Annotated in this window: 16 protein-coding genes; 14 read left to right on the top strand and 2 right to left on the bottom strand. The window is 65.3% G+C overall.

Annotation, left to right across the window (positions count from 1 at the left end; genetic code table 11):
* The first annotated feature begins 715 nt into the window (after positions 1 to 715).
* The 13 genes from ABDW49_RS26870 (at position 716) to ABDW49_RS26930 (ending at position 19,468) form a co-directional block, all read left to right on the top strand.
* Positions 716 to 3,562, top strand: coding sequence for a TonB-dependent receptor (locus ABDW49_RS26870; RefSeq protein ID WP_343616827.1), 2,847 nt, complete (start codon positions 716 to 718; stop codon positions 3,560 to 3,562).
* The gene (locus tag ABDW49_RS26875) at positions 3,562 to 4,110 is read left to right on the top strand and encodes an RNA polymerase sigma factor (RefSeq protein ID WP_343616829.1); all 549 of its coding nucleotides are present in this window, start codon (positions 3,562 to 3,564) and stop codon (positions 4,108 to 4,110) included. Before ABDW49_RS26870 ends, ABDW49_RS26875 begins: the two co-directional genes overlap by 1 nt.
* On the top strand, positions 4,103 to 5,104 hold the full coding sequence (locus tag ABDW49_RS26880) for a FecR domain-containing protein (protein ID WP_343616831.1): 1,002 nt from the start codon (positions 4,103 to 4,105) through the stop codon (positions 5,102 to 5,104). Before ABDW49_RS26875 ends, ABDW49_RS26880 begins: the two co-directional genes overlap by 8 nt.
* 127 nt (positions 5,105 to 5,231) lie before the next feature.
* Positions 5,232 to 8,036 (top strand): TonB-dependent receptor, encoded by a 2,805-nt coding sequence (locus ABDW49_RS26885; protein WP_343616833.1) that lies wholly within the window; start codon positions 5,232 to 5,234, stop codon positions 8,034 to 8,036.
* 83 nt (positions 8,037 to 8,119) lie between these two features.
* The gene (locus tag ABDW49_RS26890) at positions 8,120 to 9,664 is read left to right on the top strand and encodes a CehA/McbA family metallohydrolase (protein ID WP_343616835.1); all 1,545 of its coding nucleotides are present in this window, start codon (positions 8,120 to 8,122) and stop codon (positions 9,662 to 9,664) included.
* A 222-nt stretch (positions 9,665 to 9,886) separates the two neighbouring features.
* Positions 9,887 to 10,300: a helix-turn-helix domain-containing protein gene (locus tag ABDW49_RS26895; protein ID WP_343616836.1), complete on the top strand. Its 414-nt coding sequence runs from the start codon at positions 9,887 to 9,889 to the stop codon at positions 10,298 to 10,300.
* The gene (locus tag ABDW49_RS26900) at positions 10,300 to 11,013 is read left to right on the top strand and encodes a trypsin-like peptidase domain-containing protein (RefSeq protein WP_343616838.1); all 714 of its coding nucleotides are present in this window, start codon (positions 10,300 to 10,302) and stop codon (positions 11,011 to 11,013) included. Before ABDW49_RS26895 ends, ABDW49_RS26900 begins: the two co-directional genes overlap by 1 nt.
* Before the next feature lie 29 nt (positions 11,014 to 11,042).
* Positions 11,043 to 11,510, top strand: coding sequence for a hypothetical protein (locus tag ABDW49_RS26905; protein WP_343616840.1), 468 nt, complete (start codon positions 11,043 to 11,045; stop codon positions 11,508 to 11,510).
* 619 nt (positions 11,511 to 12,129) lie between these two features.
* The gene (locus tag ABDW49_RS26910) at positions 12,130 to 14,271 is read left to right on the top strand and encodes a PQQ-binding-like beta-propeller repeat protein (protein WP_343616841.1); all 2,142 of its coding nucleotides are present in this window, start codon (positions 12,130 to 12,132) and stop codon (positions 14,269 to 14,271) included.
* 71 nt (positions 14,272 to 14,342) lie between these two features.
* Positions 14,343 to 14,981 carry a TetR family transcriptional regulator C-terminal domain-containing protein gene (locus tag ABDW49_RS26915; RefSeq protein ID WP_343616842.1) on the top strand — a complete coding sequence of 213 codons (639 nt, stop codon included), beginning with the start codon at positions 14,343 to 14,345 and terminating at the stop codon, positions 14,979 to 14,981.
* Between the two features lie 99 nt (positions 14,982 to 15,080).
* Positions 15,081 to 18,434 (top strand): glycosyl hydrolase, encoded by a 3,354-nt coding sequence (locus tag ABDW49_RS26920; RefSeq protein WP_343616843.1) that lies wholly within the window; start codon positions 15,081 to 15,083, stop codon positions 18,432 to 18,434.
* A gap of 246 nt (positions 18,435 to 18,680) precedes the next feature.
* Positions 18,681 to 18,878, top strand: a complete 198-nt coding sequence (locus tag ABDW49_RS26925; RefSeq protein WP_343616844.1) for a hypothetical protein — start codon at positions 18,681 to 18,683, stop codon at positions 18,876 to 18,878.
* 41 nt (positions 18,879 to 18,919) lie between these two features.
* Entirely contained in the window at positions 18,920 to 19,468 is a 549-nt protein-coding gene (locus ABDW49_RS26930) for a lipocalin family protein (RefSeq protein ID WP_343616846.1), read from the top strand.
* A 6-nt stretch (positions 19,469 to 19,474) separates the two neighbouring features.
* Here the strand turns inward: ABDW49_RS26930 and ABDW49_RS26935 are convergent, their stop codons facing one another.
* The gene (locus tag ABDW49_RS26935) at positions 19,475 to 19,702 is read right to left on the bottom strand and encodes a hypothetical protein (protein WP_343616848.1); all 228 of its coding nucleotides are present in this window, start codon (positions 19,700 to 19,702) and stop codon (positions 19,475 to 19,477) included.
* A gap of 179 nt (positions 19,703 to 19,881) precedes the next feature.
* On the opposite strand from ABDW49_RS26935, the gene ABDW49_RS26940 reads away from it, so the two are divergent.
* Positions 19,882 to 20,136 carry a DUF2171 domain-containing protein gene (locus ABDW49_RS26940; protein WP_343616849.1) on the top strand — a complete coding sequence of 85 codons (255 nt, stop codon included), beginning with the start codon at positions 19,882 to 19,884 and terminating at the stop codon, positions 20,134 to 20,136.
* 129 nt (positions 20,137 to 20,265) lie between these two features.
* Here ABDW49_RS26940 and ABDW49_RS26945 read toward each other — a convergent pair whose 3' ends face one another.
* Positions 20,266 to 21,543, bottom strand: coding sequence for a Xaa-Pro peptidase family protein (locus ABDW49_RS26945; RefSeq protein ID WP_343616851.1), 1,278 nt, complete (start codon positions 21,541 to 21,543; stop codon positions 20,266 to 20,268).
* Positions 21,544 to 21,601 lie beyond the last annotated feature (58 nt).

Raw genomic sequence — 21,601 nt, forward strand, 5'->3', positions numbered from 1 at the left:
GGCTTCCCCGGTACTACGGGCCTCTCCGCCACCCCACCCCGCCCGTCCCATCCCTCGCGGGCGTCCGGTTGCTCGTCCCCGAGCACGTGATGGGGTTTCCCGTGTTGCGTGCGCTTTCCTTGTGTACATGCTGCCGCCACTACCCCGGTGTGGCGGATGGGTTCAGCGTCGCTCAAACTCCCCCATCCATATCAGCCTTCCCCGGAAGTCCGGCCGGGTCGGCCCACACATCGACGTTTTCGAGGTTTGCTCAGCGTTCACTCACGTTGCGGCCTGCACACTCGCACAGTCACCTATGTGACTGTCATCCAGGGGCTTCAGACATTTCGTCACCTCCATGCCTGCCCCGGTTGCTTCCGGCTGGAGCATAGCCGGGTGGGGCTTTCACCCACTGGAAAACGCCGCCTTGGCACGGCGCACGGACAATCCCGTCATTCCGCCCTGGCTTTCCAAATGTCGGCTTCCGGCAGGAGCAGCCATTCAAGCTCGTACAGTGGAATGGCTTGAGTTAGGCCGAGACCTGCCGGTTCAAGCCCCGTCCCGCTCGCAGCAGGGCTCGCTGACCTAACGGTCATGCGCAACGATTATAACGAGCACCGTTGAATGCCGGCGCGTTTCATGGGCTTGAAACAAAGCGGCCATAAGCGGCGACCGGCGTGTTGCTATGACGATCTCCCCTCGCCCGAATCTCCGAAGCCCCACGATCCGGGCCTGGATGGCGCTGCCCGCCTGCCTGTGCACCGCCACGCCCGCCAGCGCGGGGGAAGCCTGCAAGGGCATCGCGCTGGCCCAGGCTCTGGTCGAGTTGGGCCAGAAATCGGGGATCACACTGGCCTTCAACGCCGCGCGCGTACCGCGCCGCTGCGTCTCGCGTCCGCGCGCTGCCGATCCGTTCAAGGCTCTGGCTGTACTGGCCCAACAATCGGACCTGCGTCTGGTGACGCTGCGGCCCAATCTCTACGCCCTGCTGCCGGCCGCCCCGCCGCCACCCCGCCCCATGTCTCCCCGCATCGCACAGGACGACAGGCACCAGCCCGCCCCGGCCACGCTGGCCGAACAATCCATCGTGGTGATTGCCAGAAACGCCGACAGCGAAGCGGCCTCGATGGTTGCGCGGCTGTCCACCACACCGGTCGATGTCGTCAGCGGCGAGGCGATGCGCCGCCTGCCCGCCACCTCCGCCGCCGACGGGCTGCGGCTGGTGCCCGGCCTGCAATTTGACAATGAGCGCGGCAACGGCATCTATCTCTTCGCGCGTGGGCTCGATTCCTCCTTCCATCTGGCCAAACTCGACGGGCGGACGGTGGCCATCAACGATCTGATCGAGAATGGCACGCCAATGGGCCGCAGCTTCCGTTTCGAGATGCTGCCAGCCGATCTGATCGACACGATCTCGGTGGCGAAAACCGGGCTGACCGGCGATTCCGATCCCACCATCGGCATCACCGCCGATGTGAAGACGCCGCGCCCTTTCGCCATGGGCCGCCAGATCATCCTGAAGGCCCAGCAGACGCGCAGCAGCATGCGCCCCGGCGGGGCCAACGGCTTTTCTGGGCTGGCCAGCTGGGTGAACGATGCCCGCAGCTTCGGGATTCTGGCGCAGCTTTCCAGCCAGGCGCTCAAGGTGCGCAACGATCGTTTTCTGGAATTCGAATGGGAAAAGGATGCCTGGCCGGGCGTGTTTCCCGCCGGCACCTACACGCCCGGCCGGGTGCGCCCGACCATCGAGATGGAGGACCGCCAGCAGAAATCCACCTTCATGGCGCTGCAATGGCAACCCGCGCCGGGCCACCAGATTGAGCTTACCGTGCTGCGCACCAGGCTCGATGTGCATTACACGGAATATGGCCTCGACATCTATCCCGATGACGCCACCTACAACACGCCGGTCTTCGAGGCGAACACGGCCAAGCTGGTCGGCAATACGGTGGTGGCCGGCACCATCGACAATGTGCGCTGGATGGGTTCGCTGGAAACCAGCCTGAACCGCCATGATCTGCTGGCCACCGGGGCGCATTACACGGGCTCTGCCGGGGCCTGGCAGTGGAGCGCGGATCTGGCCTATTCCAATGCCCACAGCTATCAGCCCGGCGGCCTTGGCACCTCGCGCGAGCGGATCGCGTTCTTCGCGCCGCTCACCTTCGATTTTTCGGGCGGATACAGGCAGGTCGCCTCGCTTTCCACCAACGTCAACCTGCAGGACAGCGCCACCTATCAGGGCTGGATCTACAATTACGCCCCCAAGGATTCGCTCGACACTGATGCCTCGGCCCGGCTGGATGTTGCGCGGCATCTGGACTGGGTGGCTGGCACGCTGCGCGGCGGCATCGCGCTGGGGCGGCGCACGCGGCGTTATTGGCGGCGTGATTTCTTCATCGACACGCTGGTCGGCGAAACGGGATCGGCCCTCGCCAGCCAGATCGAGGTGATGCCCATCGGCAATGCCTTTGCGGGCGCCACCTCCATTCCCACCTCATGGCTGGTGCCCAAGGCAGGGGCTTTCAATGATCTGCTCACCCCCGACCTGCTGAGTTCGCCGCTCACCGCCGACGATCTGGCCGCCACCTATAACATCATCGAGGATTCGCGCGCGGCCTATGGCGCGCTGGACATGGCGGGCCGGATCGGCCGCCTGCCCGTCAGCGGCACGCTGGCGCTGCGGGTCAACCAGACACGCCAGCTGTCGAGCGGTTATGAGGAGGTCGATAACCTCGCCTCGCCGGTGTCCTATGCCCGCACCTATACGGTGGCGCTGCCCAGCTTGGCGCTACGGCTCGATCTGGCGCCAAGCTGGGTGCTGCGCGTCGATGCGGCGCGCAGCTTCACCCCGCCCAACCTGACCGACCTCGCGCCGCGCTTCACCACTTCGCTGGAAAACCGCACCGCATCGGGCGGCAACCCCGATCTGAAGCCCTTCACGGGCACCAATGTCGATGTGGGCCTGAGCTATTACGGGCCGCGCGGCAGAACGGTGTCGCTCACGCTGTTCCAGCGCTATCTCGACAATTATCTCACCTCGCAGAACCAGCTGGTCAATGTGCCGCCCTATGGCGACCTGACCGAAACGATCACCGTCAACGGCAAGGCGGCAATCATCTCAGGCGCGGAGCTGGCCTGGTCGCTGCCCGTGCCGCTGCCCCATCCGCTGGCGGGCCGCCTGACCTTCGACGGCTCCGTCACCGCCAATGGGGTGCATGCCAGCTTCGATGCCGGAGACCGCATCATCCGCAACGAACTGGTGGGCCTCTCGCGCCTGAGCATGAGCGCACGCGGGCATTACACGCGCGGGCCTCTGGGCCTCGATCTGGCATGGTTCTGGCGCAGCCGCTACATGATCAGCTATGGCAGCAGCACCATTGGCGAGGAATATGTTGCCCCGCTTGGCACGCTCGACGGCCAGATCAGTTGGAAAGGGCCGCGCAATCTGCTCTTCGGCTTCGGCGTCACCAACATAACGGATGCCCGCAAATATCTCTATGGCGTCGATACGAACCAGCCTAATGAAATCAATACCTTTGGTCGCCGTTTCGTCCTGTCCGTCACCTGGAAGCGCAAACCCTGATGTCTGACGATCCACCAAGACCGCCCTTCAGTCAGAGGCTGGAGCAGGCGCGCAGCTTTGACAGCTTCGTGCAACGCCATCGCCAGCCACTGGAACGCTATTTCCGGCGGCGCGGCGCCACGCGCGAGGAGGCCGAGGATCTGACCCAGGGCGTGTTCCTCAAGCTGCTCGACAAGGTGAGGCTGGAAGGCACGGTGGCCGATGGATATGTCTTTGCCGCCGCCGCCAGCGTCTTTGTCGATCATCGGCGCGCCGTGGCGGTGCGCCCCTCCGCCGGTCTGGCCGTCGCGCTCGACGAACAACTGGCCTGCGAAGCGCCCCTGCCCGACCGCATCGTTGAGGATCGGGAAACTCTGCGCGTTATACGCAAGAAAATACGGGACTTGCCTTCCAAACTGTCCCGTGCCTTCATCCTTCATCGTTTCGACCAATTGTCCCAAGCCGAGATTTCCCGCCGCATGAATGTGTCCGTCAGTTCCGTCGAAAAATACATTGCCGCGGCACTCGAGACCTTGCGGCACCCGATGGCGGGCGGCGACGATGAGTGAGGCCGGGCAGGCCGGGCCCCGCGATCCCGCCTTCGATGCCATCGCCCTTCTCGTCACGCGCGGCCTCTCGGCCCCGCTGGATCAGGCCGACAGCGCCGAGCTGGACCGGCTGATCGCCGCCACGCCGGGCGGCGAGGCCTTCGCGCAGGAGCTGATCGACCAGTGGACGCTGGCCGGCATCGCCGGAAAGCCCCGGTCGCGGGTCACCGTGCCCTCCGCAGAACCCTTCGGCGAGGTCGAGCAGACGCCCTCCGATGCTCCCCGCCATGGCTGGTGGCGGCGCGGGGCCATCGCGGCGGCGCTGGCGCTGGTGGCCCTCACCGGCGGCACACTGGCCTGGCGGCAGTTCGGCAGCGGAGAAGCCAAACCCCTGCTGATCGCCGCGACCAGCGAACCGATCACCACCACGCTTCAGGATGGTTCCAGCGTCTCGCTCTCGCGCGACGGCAAAGTCGAGGTGCAGCTCAAACCGCATCAGCGCCTGCTGCGCCAGATCGGCGGCGAGGCCTATTACGAGGTCGCCAAGGATCACACCCGCCCCTTTACCGTCGAGGCTTCGGGTTACCGCGTCACCGCGCTGGGCACCCGCTTCAATGTGGCGCCAGGCCCGGCGGGGCTGGTGGTCGACCTGCTGTCGGGCCGGGTGCGGATCGAGACCGCGCGCGGCGGCGATGCGCCGGTGTTCCTCACCGCCGGGCAGCGTTTTATCGGCGGGGCCCATCCGCATGTCGCCCCCGCCGATCCCTCCGCCGCCGACTGGCGGACAGGGCGGCTGGTGTTCAACGATCTGCCGCTGGCCGAGGTGGCGCAGCGCCTGTCGGGCTACAGCGGGCGGCGGATCGGCATCGGCGGCCCCGGCGTGGGCGCGCTGCGCTTTTCGGGCGTGCTGCGCTGGGACCGGCCCGAGGACTGGGGCGCCGCCTTCGAGGCCACGCTGCCGGTGCGCGTCGAACAGGCGCCCGACGGGATCGAGATCACCAGCAGGGGCGGCTGAGCCCTGCCCGCTCCGAATTTTGTTGTGACATTTGTGTGAAAATTTTGGGGGTGGCGCCGGCACCCCCGTTTTCCCCCGCGAGGCCGCCTGATCGGGCCGCCCTCTCGCATCTTCATTGGGGACACATATGTCATTTTCTTCCTGTCGAGCCGCGCTGGGCGTGGCCAGCCTTTCGGTCATGGCGCTGGCCTTGGCCGCACCGGTGCTGGCCCATGCCGCCACGGATGCCAACACCGCCGGTGCCGCCAGTTCCGCCGCCACTACCGCTGACGGTCAGGGCGATGGCAGCATTCTGGTGACCGGCACCCGGATCAGCAGCCTGCATGACGCGCTGGAGCAAAAGCAGAAAGCCGCGGGCGTGGTGGACATCATGTCGAAGGAAGAAATCGCCGCGCGCCCGGCGGGCACCATCGTCGATGCCATCACCCATCTGCCCGGCCTTTCGGGCTTCAGCGACATGGGGCTGGGCCAGGCGGCCACCGGCGAGCAGGAATATGTCTCCATCCGTGGCATCGATTCAGCCTATAACGCCTATACGTTCAACGGCATGCGCGTGCCTCAGGCCGATCCCAACACCCGCGCCCTGTCGCTCAAGATGCTGCCGCCCAACGGCATCCAGTCCGTGACCGTGTCCAAGACGCCGACAGCGGATATGGACGGCGATGCCATTGGCGGATCGATCGACATCCGCACCCCCACCGCCTTCGATTTCAAGGGCACCTACACCAGCGCCACCGTTCAGGGCCATATCGCCGATCAGGCCACGCGCAGCGGCGCGGACTGGGGCGGCGTGGGCGGTTCCTTCGAATTCGCCCGCACCTTCGGCGCCGCCAGGAACATCGGCTTCTACCTCACCGCCTATTACGACAAGAAGAGCACCGCCGCCGAAACGGTCGAGGCCACCGGCTATGCCCCCAACCTCGCTTCCGAGGCGACGGCAACCAATTACCGCAATGTCAGCGGGCTGACGCCAACCGGCGTGCGCTATGACTATTACCATGACGACATCAAGCGCTATGGTGGCAGCGCCTCGCTCGATTACCACGGCGACCGGCACAGCTTCTATCTGCAGGGGTCCTATTCACGCTATTCGGTCAAGGGCGACGATACGCAGCACAGCATCCTCAACGGCCAGACCAGCCTCTATTCCAACGGTGTCACCTACAGCCCCGAAGGCATCATGCCGGGCGGCTATTTCCAGCTGCGTGACCAGAAAGAGCAGCTGCTGACGGTGAAGCTGGGGGGCACCAGCGATCTGGGCCGCCTGCACCTGTCCTATTCTGGCTCCTTCGGGCGCAGCACCACCGCCCGCCCCAATTACGTCGAGGGCAGCCTGTATGGTACGGTCAACACCACCGGCTATGCCTCGAACATCGATCTGAGCAATCCGGCGCATACCGTCGTCACCTATGATTCCCAGGCGACGAAGAATTACGAGCTGAACCAGGACACCGATCGCCTCTGGAAGTTCCAGGGATCGGACAGCGGCAGCAGCGCCAACACCTATAGCGGCCGCCTCGACATGCATTACGATGTGCAACGCGGGCTGCTCGACACGATCTCGGCGGGTGCCAAATACAGCTCGACCGACCGCTATCAGTATCAGCATCAGTTCTTCGGCAACAATGGCGACAATTTCGTCATCACCGATGCCAATGGCGTGCAGCGCCCCTTCAACAATCCGGCCGGTCCCGCCACATCGCTGCTGGCAGGGCGCAACCTGTCATCGACACTGGGCGATTACGCCGGGACCTTCCGCGTCCTCGACCGCTCGACCTTCGAGAACGGGGTGCTGCCCTATATCTACACCAGCCAGTATGCGCTGGATTCCAACGGCAATGTCGTGGGCAATCCGGGCGCCTATACGATCAACGATTACAACCGCAACACGGTCAGCGGCAATGAATCGATCTATGCCGGCTATGTCTCGGCCAAGCTGAAATCGGGCCCGCTCGAAGCGATTGCCGGGCTGCGCTATGAATACACCGATTTCTCCAGCAGCCAATGGATCGTCGATGGCAACACCGGCTCCTTCACCTCCACCGGCAACCATTACGGCGAATGGCTGCCCAGCCTGATCGCCAACTGGCGCCCCGACCAGCATCTGGTTGTGCGCGGTGCGGTGCGCCGCAGCTTCTCGCGCCCGGCCTTCGGGCTGATCGCCAGCCCGGTCACCTACACCCGCAACGACATCACCGGCGCCATCGACAGCATCAGCCAGGGCAACCCCGATCTGAAACCCGCCACCGCCTGGAATTACGACCTCTCGGCCGAATGGTACGGCCCGCAGGACACGCTGATCGAGGCCAATGCCTATTACAAGTCGATCAACAACTTCATTTACACCGCCACCACCACCGGCGCGATGCCCAGCGCCAGCAGCGCCACGATCAACAATGGCGGCGTGGCGGTGACCATGCCGGAAAACGGCAAGGATGCCATGATCTATGGCCTCTCGATCGATGCGCGGCATTACTTCCGCAACGCCCCAGGCCTGCTGAGCGGCTTTGGCGTGGCCGGATCGCTCACGCTTCAGCACAGCAGCGCCGACAGCGGCCGGGCCGACCATTACGGACGCCGCACCTGGCTGCCGCGCGCGCCGCAGACGATCTACAACTTCGATCTGCTCTATGACGCCCATGGCCTGCATGCAGACCTGTCCTACCAGTATCAGGGCCTGCAGCTGGTGGGACTGACCAGCAACAATCTCGACGAATATCTCCAGCCCACCAAGACGCTGGATTTCAGCGTCAGTTATCCGGTGCGCGGCATCACCTTCACCGTGGCCGCCAAGAACCTGACCAATGAGATCATGTTCTACAAGACGCTGGGCAAGACGACGCAATACCTTGGTACGCAGGATGGCGGGGGCAATGGCTCCTATGTGGCGACGGGGCGCTTCTTCACCATTTCGGCGACGAGGAAGTTCTGATCGGCCTGCAACCAATGACGAGCGGGGGCAGCGATCTGCCCCCGCGACCCGCCCGACGATCGAGCCCGACAATGGAGATTGCCATGATCCGCGCCGCCCTCCCCCTGCTTACCAGTGGCACCGCGATCCTTCTTGCCGCCCCCCTTCTCACCACCGCGCCAGCCTTCGCCGATACGCCCGCCGAGACCGTGCTGACCGGCACCCTGACCCATGCCGATCTCGGCTCCTACCGCGAGCTGCCTTTCGATGTGCCTGCGGGGACCAGCAAGATCACCATCGATGTCACCTGGCTAGGCCGCGAAAAGGGCACGACCCTGGTCAATGGCCTCTACGACCCCGAGCGCCTGCGCGGCTGGGGCGGCGGCATCAAGCCGCATATCGTGGTGGCCGACAGCTATGCCTCCTCCTCCTATCTGCCCGGGCCGATCCACCCCGGCGTCTGGCGCCTCAGCCTGGCGGTGGCGAGCATCCGGGCGGGCGAGACATCGCCTTACAAGGTGACGGTCCATTTTGACCATGGCGCGGCGGCGCAGGTGATCACCCCCTCGCCGATCCGTGACACCCCCGGCTGGTATCGCGGCGATCTGCACACCCATACCGGGGAAAGCGATGCCGCCTGCCAGAGCCAGAGCGGCAAGGCGGTGCCCTGCCCGGTCTATTTCACGCTGGATGCGGCGGCGAAACGCGGGCTCGATTTTCTGGTGGTGACGGATCACAACGCCACGTCACAGGTCGGCTTTCTGGCTGAACTGGCGCCTTATTTCGACCGTATGCTGGTGATCCCCGGCCGCGAGATGACCACGCAATATGGCCATTACAATCTGCTGGGCATCACTGATTTCGTCGATTTCCGCCTGGGCACACCGGGGCAGAGCGACATCAACGCCATGTTCGATGCCTCCGCCTTTTCCGGAGCGCTGATCTCGGTCAACCACCCCGAAATCCCCACTGGCGAGGATTGTCTGGGCTGCGGCTGGAGCGCACCGGGCACCGATTATCGCCGCGTCTCCTCGATCGAGGTCGCCAATGGCGGTCTGGCCGCTGACAAGGGTCACTTCGACGACGGCAAGGGATCGGGCACCGCCTATTGGGAAGATCTGCTGAACAAGGGCTTCCATCTCACCGGCGTGGGCGGCAGCGACAACCATGATCCGATCGATGGCCGCGCGGCCATCTCGCCGGTGGGCGCGCAATCGCCGGTCGGCACGCCAACCACGGTGGTCTATGCGCAGGCCCTGTCGCAACCCGCAATTCTGGCCGGGATCAAGGCTGGCCGGGTGTTTATCGATGTCGATGGTTCGCATCGTGCCGCGCTTCTCGATCTGACGGTGCGAGCTGGCGCAAAGTCCGCAGCCATGGGCGGCACGCTCAGCCGAGGCAAGGGTCAGGCCATGGAGGCGACCGTCTCGGTCAGGGGCATGTCGGGCAGCATGATCGATCTGATCATCGATGGTGATCACAACTCTGTTCCCGGCGGCGGCGTGCTGACCGGCGATAACGAGACTCTGCGTATTCCGCTCGCCCCAATGCAACAGGCGCGATGGCTGCGGGTCGATGTCCGGGACAAGGACGGCAAGCGGCTGCTCATCGGGAATCCGGTCTATATCGATAGAGACAGGTACCGCTGACAAAGCGGTCATCCAAGGGTCGATTGGTCCCGTTCATAGCTGCCGGTCGTTCACCTCGCCAGGAAGGGCTCAGATCGACCGACCGTGGGACTTTACGGACATTAAAGACCTCTTGCTGAATGGCATAACCCGCCCGAACCTGCCTTTCTCGCCATCATCGGTCCCTACCTTTGCAATGACCGGTCTAGATATGCAGACTATATCTGCTATCAAGAACCCACCATGACTAGTGCAGATATCGTCAAGCATACCGATGTCGACGCCGCCTCGGCGGCAGCAATGTTGCACATCCCCCAGTTCGGGCCAGTCCTCGACAAGATCCCGGACAAATGGATGGTGATGATCTTCACCGTAATCTGCCTGCGCCCGGCGCGCTTCACCGAGATCAAACGGCGTCTCGACGGCATTAGCCACAAGGCATGGTCCGATGCGTTGAAGTGCCTCGAACGCCATGGCCTCGTCAGCCGAACCGTGCTGCCAACTCAGCCGATCGGCGTCGAATATGCGATCGCGCCGCTGGGGCATTCGCTCCGTCAGCCCTTTGAGGCGCTGTGCGCTTGGGCGTTCGATCATGGCCCTGCTGTCGATGCCGCTGTCGTGGCCTTCGGCGCCTCGCGTGACCGCGAGGCTGCGTGATGGGGGCTCCTGACGAACTCGCTGCGGCCGGTGCCGCGCCCGCTGTCGCGAAGGCCAAGGCCGTCCCGATCCGCACCCGCAATGCGGCGGGCGCGGTGGCTGGCGGCACCGGCTTCTTCGCCCTCTATGAGGGGCGGCTCTGGCTGGTCACAGCCGCGCATGTTGCGCTCGGAGCGAATGGCGTGCATGACCGCTGGGCTGAGTGGCCCGACGAGATCGCGGTTCATGTCGGCCCGGGCATGGTATCGGTGCTGTTCGACGATCAGCGCCAACCCTTGTTCGCCTACAAGGCGGAGGCCGGCAGTGTCGCCGATATTCTCGCGCTCGATCTCTCGCCCGTGGCGGAGTTCGATTTTATGGGCAGCGTCGAGATCTACGATCTTGCAGCCGCTGCGGCGGTGGCAGTTGGCGAAGCCATCACCGCTCACGGCTTCCCGACCGACGTCGACGATTGGCCCCAGGCAGTCGTTCGGGGCCTCTCGGTCGTGGCGCTGTCGCCCGGCGTCATCGAGCATCTTCTCTCAACCAGCAACGGCATGTCGGGCGGGCCGGTGCTCGACGAGCGCGGCGCGCTGCTCGGGCTTGTGATGGGCCATAATAACGGCATCGGCCGGATCGCCTCGGTCGAGGCGATCCGCTGGATCATCGACGACAGCCGGCCCCGCCTGCCGGTGCAGGAATGGCGCACCGACGGTGCGCCGCCGCGCGCCTGAGCGCATATCCCCTGCTTGAAAGCTGACCCATGCTTCCAGAAGAAATTGCCCACTGCCTGTTCGCCTTCGCGCGCGAGATCGAGCCGCAGGATGTCGATATCGCCAGCCTCCCACGCACCGCGGAAGACATGGAGGTGTGGCGGCGCGAGTTCGGACTCGACGACAATACTGCCAGCCCACTCTGGGAGATAATGGGCTTGCTCAAGATGGCACTCGACGAGACCGGATGGGATCCGGATGTCTCCGACTTCCCACCGGCTGAACGCGATCGCTGGACGTTTGGTGAAGCGCTGACACTGCGGGGGACGCCCCGCGATATCGTCCGTGGATTCATCCAGCCGCTGCGCATCGAGCCCATGCTTCGGCGCGTCCCCGACAGCATCGCACTTTACCTCATCTCGATCGATGACGGCGAAAATTTCCTGAAGCGTGAGAACCACAACATGGGGTGGCACTCTAGATTCGAACCAGCAAACTCCTACTTATCTGTTCAATAATCCCGTTGGCGATTGAGGAAGAAATTGCGGTGCGTGGTATGCGCACAGCCTATCCTATCAACCGATGTTCCCCGGAATTCTGGTGCGGCGCCTAGTTCAAGCGGTCGCACTGGCGCCCGTCGATGGCGCTGCCAAGGCAATCCTCGGGTCAATTTCGACGGTCAACCCTCGTATGCGGTCTCGGGCCTGATCGTCGCGCGGCTGAAGCACAGTCCCTTCGCCCGCCGGGTCCACAGTGAGGGCCTCATTGTCTACAGGCAGCGCACGAGATCGAGAATCGCTGGAGGGCTGATGCAATCAGTTTAAGGGCACTTCGGAGGGCCCGGAAGCTCCCGCTTCAGGTTTTCATCGGTTCGGCTTGGCGATCATGTAGATTGGGTAATCCAAGCGAAGTGGTGCCGATCGAATTTGTATCGGCTGTCTGCTTAGACAGAGGCGACCGATCAATCCGAACGTCTGCTATGATTTATGCTATGATTTTCATTTAGTTATCTACAGATCTGGAGTATGCTACTGCAATCCGCAGAATCCTGCGGGTCTCGGCGGAGTTAAGATGCGAGGTCTGGTGCTGGAATTTTAATTGTGTTAAAAATCCCGGAAACAGGATCGGGAGAGACACATGCAGGCCAAAGCCTCAGACACCGGATTTGCCTCGAAAGCCGTGATGCGCCTTGTCGGACTCGGCGCGATCACCGCGCTCGCCGTCGCGCTTGTTCAGGGCAGCGCGCTGCGCGGCGCGCCCGGTGAAGACACCGACTGGGCGAGCTATCACGGCAATCCGGGCGGCGACCATTTCTCGCCCCTGACCCAGATCACCCCCGCCAATGTGGCATCACTGACGCCGGCATGGCGCCTCGACACCGGCGAGGGCGGCCTACAAACCACACCGCTGGCCATCGGCGGCACACTCTATGCCATGACCCCCGAGCAGGAGGTTCTGGCGATCGACGGCGCCAAGGGCAGCATCCTCTGGCGCAGAACCCTTGCCGACGCCAACAAGCAGCCGGTGCGCGGCCTCAGCTTCTGGACCGACGGCAAGGAGCGCCGCCTGCTGGTGGGCGCGGGGATGTATCTCCATGCGCTCGATCCCGCCACGGGCGCCCCCATCGACAGCTTCGGCGACCATGGCCGCATCGATATGCGCCAGGGGCTGGGCCGCCCCGCCGAGGCGATTGCTCTGGCGCTGACCACCCCCGCCACCATCTGGGGCGATCTGGCCATCGTCGGCTTCCGCACGGCGGAGGCCACCCCTGCCGCGCCCGGCGCGATCCGCGCCTATGATGTGCGCAGCGGCGCGCTGCGCTGGACCTTCAACACCATACCCCACCCCGGACAGCCCGGCCACGAAACCTGGCCCGCCGATGCCTGGAAAACCGCGGGCGGCGCCAACAATTGGGCGGGCATGGTGGTCGATACGGCGCGCGGCATCCTGTTTGCCCCCACCGGCTCGGCGGTCGATGATTTCTACGGTGGCAACCGGCAGGGCGACAATCTCTATGCCAACAGTCTGGTCGCCCTCGATGCGCGGACGGGCAGGCTGCTGTGGCACCACCAACTGGTGCATCACGACATTCAGGACCGCGATCCCCCCAGCCCGCCCGTGCTGCTGACCGTGCAGCACAATGGCAAGCCCGTGGAGGCGGTGGCGCAGGCCACCAAGCATGGCGTCCTGTTCCTCTTCGACCGCGTCACCGGCGAGCCCCTCTTCCCCATCGACGAGGTGCCGATCCCGGCCAGCATCGTGCCGGGCGAGCACAGCGCCCCCACCCAGCCCATGCCGCGCCTGCCCGCACCCTATGCGCGCCAGCGCCTCACCCCCGATCTGCTGACCAACCGCACGCCTGCCGCCCATGCCCAGGCGCTGAAAGCCTTTGCCGATCTGGCCAGTGACGGGCCCTTCGCGCCGATGCAGGTGGGCAAGAGCACCGTGGTCTTTCCCGGCTTCGACGGCGGCGCGGAATGGGGCGGGCAGGCCATCGCGCGGGGCAAGGGCATTCTCTACATCAACGCCAACGATGTGGCCTGGACCGGCGCGCTGGCTCCGGCCTCTCAGGCGCAGGGCGCGGCGGTCTATCAGCAGAATTGCGCTGCCTGCCACGGGCTGGACCGCAAGGGGTCGCCGCCAGACTTCCCCTCGCTGACCGATGTGTTCAGCCGCCGTCTGGAAGGCGATGTGGCCAGTACCATCCTGCATGGGCAGGGCCGCATGCCCGCCTTCAGCAATCTGGCCCCGCAGATGACCGCGCTGATGGACTATCTGCGCAATGGCGACCAGCCCCAGCGCGGCGAGATGCAGGCCATCGGGAGCGGGAGCGCGCAGGGCCAGCGCTTCATCTTCACCGGCTATCGCAAATTCCTCGATGCCGACGGCTATCCGGCAGTGGCGCCGCCATGGGGCACGCTGAGCGCCATCGACATGAACACCGGCCAGTATCTGTGGCATATCCCCTTCGGCGAGTATCCGGCCCTGAAAGCCTCCGGCATGGCCACCACCGGCAGCGAGAATTATGGCGGCCCCATCACCACGGCCAGCGGGTTGCTGTTCATCGGCGCGACGATCTACGACCACCAGTTGCGGGCATTTGACGCCGGTTCGGGCAAGGTCCTGTGGCAGACCACCCTGCCTCAGGCAGGCACCGCCACCCCCATGACCTATATGGCGGGCGGACGGCAATTCGTGGTCATCGCCACCAGCAATGCGCGCGATGCGAAATCGCCGCCGGGGACAGGCTATTCGGCCTTTGCCCTGCCCCGGCACTGACCGATCCTGCCGACCATGCGTTCCGCCCCGTCAGGCTGTTCTCGCTGTCATGATTGTGCCATGCCCAAACCATGACAGCAGAACCAGCCGACGGGTCGGCCAGAAACGGGCAGAAGCGGGCGGCCCCGCGCATCTCGGCGCGGGCAGCGGCGCGGCGCGAGGAGATCCTGACCGCGCTGATGGAGAAGATCGCGCGCAAGGAATTGCTCAATCCGTCCCTGCGCGAAATCGGCCGGGCGATGGAGATGGAGGCGGCCCACCTTCTCTATTACTTCGCCAGCCGCGAGGAGCTGCTCGAATGCGTCATCATGCGCTGGGACGAGCAGAGCCATGCCAGCGTCGGCCGTGACGGCAGCACGCTCGACAGTTTTGCCGATCAGGTGGTGCGCAACATGGCCATCCCCGGCATCATGCACCTCTATCTGAGCTTCGCCGCCGAGGCCGTCGATCCCGCCCATCCGGCGCATGATTTCTTTCTCAAGCGTTTTGCCGAAGTCGGCGCCATGCTGGAACGGAACATCCGCCGCGAGCAGGAAGCAGGCATCATCGCGCCGGAGGTCGATCCCGCCCGGCAGGCGAGGCAATTGATTGCCCTGTCCGACGGGCTCCAGTTGCAATCGCTGGTCAATGCGCAGGTGGATGCCGCCGGGGATCTGCGCGATGCCATTCGCGAACTGCGCCGGTTCGGTGATCGAGGCGTCGGGCAATAAATCATATCATGACATCAAATCCCATTTTTTGACATTGGCAAGACGCGCAATCGATCGTAATAGATTCGCAATTCCAATATAAATGTCGGGAGTGTCGTGATGCAGCGGTGGCGCAAAGGGTTCATGCTCCATGGCGCCGCCGCGCTTGGCCTGACCATCGCGAGCATCGCCCAGGCCCAGAGCGAGGCCAGCAGCCATTGGGCAGAGGGCTTTGCCCATCCCCCCGCCTCAGCCCGCCCCCATGTCTGGTGGCACTGGATGAACGGCAATGTCGATGCCGATGGCGCCCGCCGCGACCTCGACTGGATGGCCGCCAGCGGCATTGCCGAGGCCCATATCTTCGAAGGCGGCATGGGCACGCCGACGATCATTCCCGAACGCCGCAGCTATATGTCGCCGGAATGGCAAGAGGTGCTGCGGGCCAGCATGGATCAGGCGGGCAAGCGCGGCATGACGCTGGGCATCGCCACCTCGCCGGGCTGGAGCGCCACGGGCGGACCATGGGTCAAGCCCGAGGATGCCATGAAGAAGCTGGTGTGGAGCGAAACGCTGGTCGATGGCGGGCACGCGCTGCATCTGGCGCTGCCTCAGCCGCCGAGTGTGGCCGGGCCGTTTCAGGATGTGCCGATGGCCATGGTCTCCACCGGCCATACCGATGCGCCCAGCCTCTATGGCGATGCGCGGGTGCTGGCCATGCCGGTGACGGCTTCTCCCCTGCCCGTGCCGCAGATCACCGTGTCCGGCGGCCCGGCTCCCACCGCCACCGCGCTGAGCAATGGCCGTTTCGCGGACAGTTTCGATCTGCCTGCCACCGCCGACGGCGCCTGGATCGCCTATCATTACGACACGCCGCAAACCGTGCGCGCGGCGCTGGCCGGGGTTCCGGCGCGCAGTGGCTTTGGCACGCCCAATCCTGCGCTGGCCACGCTGGAAGCCAGCGACGATGGCGAGCACTGGCGCCAGATCGCCAGTTTCGCCGCCAATGCGCCCTCGTCGCTGTCATCGCCCGCGAAGGCCGCCAGCTTCGCGCCGGTCACTGCCAACTGGTTCCGCCTGCGGCTGAAACATGACCCCGCGCCGGGCTTTATCGACCATTTCACCTTTGCTCCCGGAGCCCTGCGCCCGCCTTTCAACACCGCGCCCCCAGCCAGCTTTGCCGTCTCGGAATTCACCCTTTCCGCCGAGGGCCATGTCAACCGCGCCATCGAGCAGGCGGGCTTTGCCACGCTGTCGGACTATACGGCGGCCGCCACGCCAGAGGCATCGGGCCCCGCGCCCCAATCCGTGATCGACATCAGCCGCTTCATGGCCGCCGATGGCACACTGAACTGGACCCCGCCGCCGGGGCGCTGGCGCATCCTGCGCATGGGATGGTCGCTGACCGGGCATCACAACGACCCTGCCCCCGATGAGGCGACCGGGCTGGAGGTCGACAAGTTGTCGGCTCCGCGCGTTGCGGCCTATCTCGACCATTATCTTGGCCTTTATGCTGCAGCGCTGGGCAAGGATGCCTTCGGCCCGAAAGGCCTCTCAGCCCTGCTCAGCGACAGCATCGAGGCCGGCCCGCAAAACTGGACCGAAACGCTGCCCGCCGAATTTGCCCGCCGCCGGGGGTATGATCCCACGCCATGGCTGCCGACCCTGGCCGGCTATGTGGTGGGCGACGCGCGCTCCAGCGATGGCTTTCTCCACGACTGGCGGCAGACCATCGGCGATCTTTATGCAGAGGCCTATTACGGCACGATCGCGCAGGCCGCCCACGCGCGCGGCATGACGCTCTCCGCCGAGGCGCTGGAAGACCATCGCCCGCAATTGGGCGATGACATGACGATGCGCGCCCGCGCCGATGTTCCCATGGGCGCGATGTGGACCATCGCACCCGATGCCGAAGCCCAGCCGACCTATCGCGCCGATCTGAAGGGCGCGGCATCGGTCGCCAATGTCTATGGGCGCAGCGCGGTGGCGGCGGAATCCATGTCCGCTTTCGGCCATCCCTGGGGCTTTGCGCCCGCCGATCTGAAGCGCACGGTCGATGCCGAATTCGCGCTGGGGGTGAACCGCATCCATATCCATGAAAGCGCGCATCAGCCCCTGCCCGATGCGGCGCCCGGTCTGGCGCTGGCCACCTTTCTGGGCCAGTATTTCAACCGGAACGAGACATGGGCGCCGATGGCCGATGGCTGGATCAGCTATCTCGCGCGCTCCAGCTATCTGCTGCAGCAGGGGCATCACGACGCCGACATCGCCTGTTTCTATGGCGAGGACGCACCGCTCACCAGCCTTTATGGCGACAGGGTGATGGAACAGGTGCCTGCGGGGCACGACTATGATTTCCTCAACCGCGAAGGGCTGCTGACGCGGATTTCGGTGCGGGACGGGCAGTTGGTGACGCCTGACGGGCAAAGCTGGCGGGCGCTCTATCTGGGCGGTGACAGTGGGCGGATGAGCTTGCCGGTGCTGCGCAAGATCCGCGATCTGCTGCAGGCGGGGGCCACGGTGATCGGCCCCCGGCCCAGCGGCTCGCCCAGTCTGGCCGACGATCCGGGTGAGGTTTCGGCAACGATCGCGGCGATCTGGGGAGACGGCAAGAACCCCGCGATCTCGCCCCATCTGCATGAGGGGCGCGAGATGGCGCCTGCCCTGCGCGCCGAAGCGATTGCGCCCGACTGGATATGGCAGGGCTCGGGAGCGCTCACCGTGCTTCACCGCAAGGCCGGGGATGGCGACATATGGTTCGTCAGCAATCCCTCGTCAGTCACGGCCAAGGGCGCGATCAGCCTGCGCGGAGCCGGGCTCGATCCCGAACTGTGGCATGCCGAAACGGGCAGGGTTGAGGCGGCAGGCTTTACCGCCGCGCATGGCCGGACGGAGATCCCGCTGGCGCTGGCTTCAGGCGAAGCCGTGTTTGTCGTGATGCGCCGCCCCACCACGCTGGCTCACCGCGCGGTGTCGCCCCGCGTGGAGCGCCCCCTGATGGCCCTGACCGATGGCTGGAGCGTGACCTATCAATCTGGCCGGGGCGCGCCTGCTGGCGAAAGCGCCACCGGGCTGACCGACTGGTCACAGTCGCCCGAGGCAGGCATCCGCTATTTCTCGGGGATCGGCACCTATCGCCGCAGCTTGACCCTGCCCAGGGGCTGGGCGCCGCCGCAGGGGCGGTTGTCGCTCGATCTGGGGCAGGTGCATGACGTGGCCGATGTCACCGTCAACGGCCATCGCGCGGGGGTTGCCTGGCGAGCGCCCTATCAGGTGGACGTCACGGGCCTGCTTCACACGGGCACCAACACGATCAGCGTCAGAGTGGCCAATCTGTGGGTCAACCGCCTGATCGGGGATGCACAGCCGGGGGCGAAAAAGATCACCCATGTGACCGGGCCGACCTATGCGGCAGATGCTCCGCTGCGACCATCGGGCCTGTTGGGGCCTGTCCGCCTGATGGCGGCGCCGCGCTGAGTCCGGGCGGGAGCCACTGGCTGGTTCCCGCAAGACAGGAGGCTCATCCATGGGCTGGCACGGGTCTTTCCGGCATGGCTGCTCCTTCTTGATGAACGGGAAAGCAGAGGCCGTGCGGGGCGCTCCACGAAGGCCCAAAAAGGGCGCGACGGGTCGTGACCTCTGCGCGATGGCCGGGGCGCTTGCGGCGAGGCTCCGGGAACTTGCAGGAGGGGGGTCTCTTCCATCCCTGTGAGGAGAAACGTGATGGCCAGCCGACCAGATCCCGCCAGCCCGCCTGTTCCCGATCGCATCGATCCGCAATCGCCGCCCGAGGTCCCGGTCTCGCCCGAGCCGGTCGAAGCGCCCGGCACCGATCTGCCGGGTGTGGAGCCGCCGCCACCCGATATCGACATTCCCGACACCGCCCCGCCCGAGATCACCCCGGACCAGTTCAGCGGCTGACCGGAAAGCCGGCGCCCCGCTGCCGAAACGAAGGCCCCATCATGCGAAAAACAGGGATAGCCGCAGGCATCGTGGGGGGCGCGTTTCTGCTGGGCGCATGGGCCGCTGCCGGCTTGAGAGGCCCGGTCGGCAACCGGTCCGTCCCGCAGCCCCTAAAGGCGGTCGAACTCTATCGCTATATGGGCCGCTGGTATGAGCAATATCGCTACGAGGCCTGGTTCGAGCGCGATATGGATGAGGTCACGGCGGATTATGCACTCCATGAGGACGGCAGCGTCGAGGTGGTCAATCGCGGGCGGCGCGGCGGCACCGATGGAAGCTGGAAGCAAAGCCTCGGGAAGGCCCGTGTGGCCGATACGGCCAGCCGTGCGAAGTTGAAGGTCTCCTTCTTCGGCCCCTTTTACGGTGATTACTGGATTCTCGACCATGGCGAGGATTACGACTGGTCGATCGTTGGCGAGCCATCCGGGCGCTATCTCTGGGTGCTGACCCGCGTGCTGCACCCTGCCGGGGATGTCCTGAGCTTGCTGGAGGAGCGGGTCAAAGCCCTTGGCTATGACTGGTCGCTGGTCCGGAAAACCAAGCAATAGCTGGCTTCATCGCCCCACAAAGGCGTCATAGGCTTCCTGAGCAATATCGGAAGCGACCTGTGACAGCAGATCGTAATCCGGCTCGCCGCCTTGCTGGCGGGTTTCGGCCACCCCTTCCCTCATCGCTTTCATATAGGCGCGTTGCGCCACGGACCGCGCCTCCTCATCCCCGCCGATGACGCGCATCGCGGGAAAGCGCGCATCATGCAGTCCGCCTTCGCTGTCCTCATTCATCCCATGCCTCGCTTGCAACGCACAGCTCGCCACGCCTTATGCCCGGTCCGGGGCGCGATGCACAGGCCGTTCGGGGCCATGCGTGGCATCTTCGCGATCACCTCTTTTTTCCTCCAGCGCCGGGACCGTCACGCCTTTCGATCGTTCCCTCCAGAGCCCCCTCAACCAAGGAGAGAACCATGGCCAATCTCGATCACGTCAAGGAGCATATGGATATCATCGGCGCGGATGGCGTGCATGTCGGCACGGTGGACCGGGTCGAAGGCGGTCGCATCAAGCTGACCAAGGCCGACAGCGGCGCCCATCACGACCATCACCACTACATCTCTGGCGGCCTTGTCGCCGAGGTCGAGGGCGACAAGGTCCGGCTGTCCGCCAATGCCGATGTCGCCGTCACCTTCGAGGAGGAAAAGAGCGGCGGAAGCGCAAGCTAGGTTTTCCAGCGCGGCGCCGGCCCTCTCCCCCGCCCGGCCACCTGCGGCAAGTATCCTGTGGGTGGCCGGGCGGGGGAGAGGGCTGGTGCCGTAAAATCCGGCTCTTCCGCCGGATTTTCAAACAATCTCTCAGACCGGCTGCTCCAGCGAGACTGGCGGGGTTGAAAACCACGCCGGTCCTTGCGGCGTCATATGGAAGCAATCCTCCAGCCGCACGCCGAACTTGCCGGGCAGATAAAGCCCCGGCTCATTCGAGAAGCACATGCCCGGCGCCAGCGGCGTCGCCTCATTGTGAACGAGGTTGACCGGCTCATGCCCGTCCAGCCCGATGCCATGGCCGGTGCGATGCGACAGGCCCGGCAGGCGATAGCGCGGGCCAAAGCCCTGCTTCTCGTAAAACACGCGCACGGCATCGTCGATCTGCCCGGCGGGCAGGCCGAGGCGCGCGGTGCGGAAAGCGACCTGCTGGCCTTCATGAACGGTCTCCCACACCTTGCGCACCTCTGCCGGGGCCGTGCCGGGGACGAAGGTGCGCGAGACATCCGACTGATAGCCCTGCACCGTGCAGCCGCAGTCCATCAGCACCACCCCGCCCTCACGCACGCGCTGCGGCTCGCGCGAGCCATGGGGGTAGGCGGCGGCCTCGCCCAGCAGGACCAGCGCGAACTCCGGCTTGCCGCCCAACTTGACCGTGGCGGCATTCATCAGCGCGCCGATCTCATGGGGGCCCATGCCCTCTCTGATGCGCGGCCAGACCCAGCGATAGGCGGCGATGGTCACCTGCGTCGCGCTGGTCATCAGCGCGATTTCCGCCGGGGTCTTGATCATGCGGCAGCCGCGCACGACGGGGTTGGCGGACACACGTGTGATGCCGGGCATCAGCTTGCCAAGGCCGTCGCTGGCGAAAAAGCGCACCGTTTCCTCGATGCCCACCGTGCCATGCGACAGGCCCCGTTCCTTCAGCGCGCCCGCGATCAGCGCGATCGGGTCCTCATCCTCCTGCCAGACGCGGACCTGCGCGGGGATCGCCAGGGTCTGACGCACCGAGGGTTCCTCGAAGAAGGGGGTGACGATCACCGGATCGCCCTTCTGGAACAGCAGAGCAGCGGTCAGCCTTTCGCTGCGATGCCATTCCACGCCGGTGAAATAGACCATGCTGGCGCCGGGCTCGATCAGGATGGCGTCGATCTGATGGTCGCGCATCAAGTGGCGCGCGCGCTCGATCCGGCCCTCGCGCTCGGCGAGGGAGATGGGGGTGATGTCGCGCGTGATGTCGGAAAGATCGCTGGTGTCGATCTCGGCCAGCAGCGGCGCGGGCAACAGCGTGGAGAGCGCCAACACGCCGGTGCCGAGCAACACGCTGCGGCGATCGGTGCGGGGAAGGGCGAAGCGGGGGGTGGTGATCATGCCGCTTCCATGGCACGCGACGGCCCGCGCGCCAAGCGGCAGGCGCATCAAGGCCGGG

Source organism: Novosphingobium sp., from assembly GCF_039595395.1.
In the GTDB taxonomy this organism is placed as follows: Bacteria; Pseudomonadota; Alphaproteobacteria; order Sphingomonadales; family Sphingomonadaceae; genus Novosphingobium.

Bases quoted from the DNA above. Each gene is read 5' to 3' on its own strand.
- ABDW49_RS26870 (WP_343616827.1), top strand. From the start codon at position 716: ATGGCGCTGCCCGCCTGCCTGTGCACCGCCACGCCCGCCAGCGCGGGG.
- ABDW49_RS26875 (WP_343616829.1), top strand. From the start codon at position 3,562: ATGTCTGACGATCCACCAAGACCGCCCTTCAGTCAGAGGCTGGAGCAG.
- ABDW49_RS26880 (WP_343616831.1), top strand. From the start codon at position 4,103: ATGAGTGAGGCCGGGCAGGCCGGGCCCCGCGATCCCGCCTTCGATGCC.
- ABDW49_RS26885 (WP_343616833.1), top strand. From the start codon at position 5,232: ATGTCATTTTCTTCCTGTCGAGCCGCGCTGGGCGTGGCCAGCCTTTCG.
- ABDW49_RS26890 (WP_343616835.1), top strand. From the start codon at position 8,120: ATGATCCGCGCCGCCCTCCCCCTGCTTACCAGTGGCACCGCGATCCTT.
- ABDW49_RS26895 (WP_343616836.1), top strand. From the start codon at position 9,887: ATGACTAGTGCAGATATCGTCAAGCATACCGATGTCGACGCCGCCTCG.
- ABDW49_RS26900 (WP_343616838.1), top strand. From the start codon at position 10,300: ATGGGGGCTCCTGACGAACTCGCTGCGGCCGGTGCCGCGCCCGCTGTC.
- ABDW49_RS26905 (WP_343616840.1), top strand. From the start codon at position 11,043: ATGCTTCCAGAAGAAATTGCCCACTGCCTGTTCGCCTTCGCGCGCGAG.
- ABDW49_RS26910 (WP_343616841.1), top strand. From the start codon at position 12,130: ATGCAGGCCAAAGCCTCAGACACCGGATTTGCCTCGAAAGCCGTGATG.
- ABDW49_RS26915 (WP_343616842.1), top strand. From the start codon at position 14,343: ATGACAGCAGAACCAGCCGACGGGTCGGCCAGAAACGGGCAGAAGCGG.
- ABDW49_RS26920 (WP_343616843.1), top strand. From the start codon at position 15,081: ATGCAGCGGTGGCGCAAAGGGTTCATGCTCCATGGCGCCGCCGCGCTT.
- ABDW49_RS26925 (WP_343616844.1), top strand. From the start codon at position 18,681: ATGGCCAGCCGACCAGATCCCGCCAGCCCGCCTGTTCCCGATCGCATC.
- ABDW49_RS26930 (WP_343616846.1), top strand. From the start codon at position 18,920: ATGCGAAAAACAGGGATAGCCGCAGGCATCGTGGGGGGCGCGTTTCTG.
- ABDW49_RS26935 (WP_343616848.1), bottom strand. From the start codon at position 19,702: ATGAATGAGGACAGCGAAGGCGGACTGCATGATGCGCGCTTTCCCGCG.
- ABDW49_RS26940 (WP_343616849.1), top strand. From the start codon at position 19,882: ATGGCCAATCTCGATCACGTCAAGGAGCATATGGATATCATCGGCGCG.
- ABDW49_RS26945 (WP_343616851.1), bottom strand. From the start codon at position 21,543: ATGATCACCACCCCCCGCTTCGCCCTTCCCCGCACCGATCGCCGCAGC.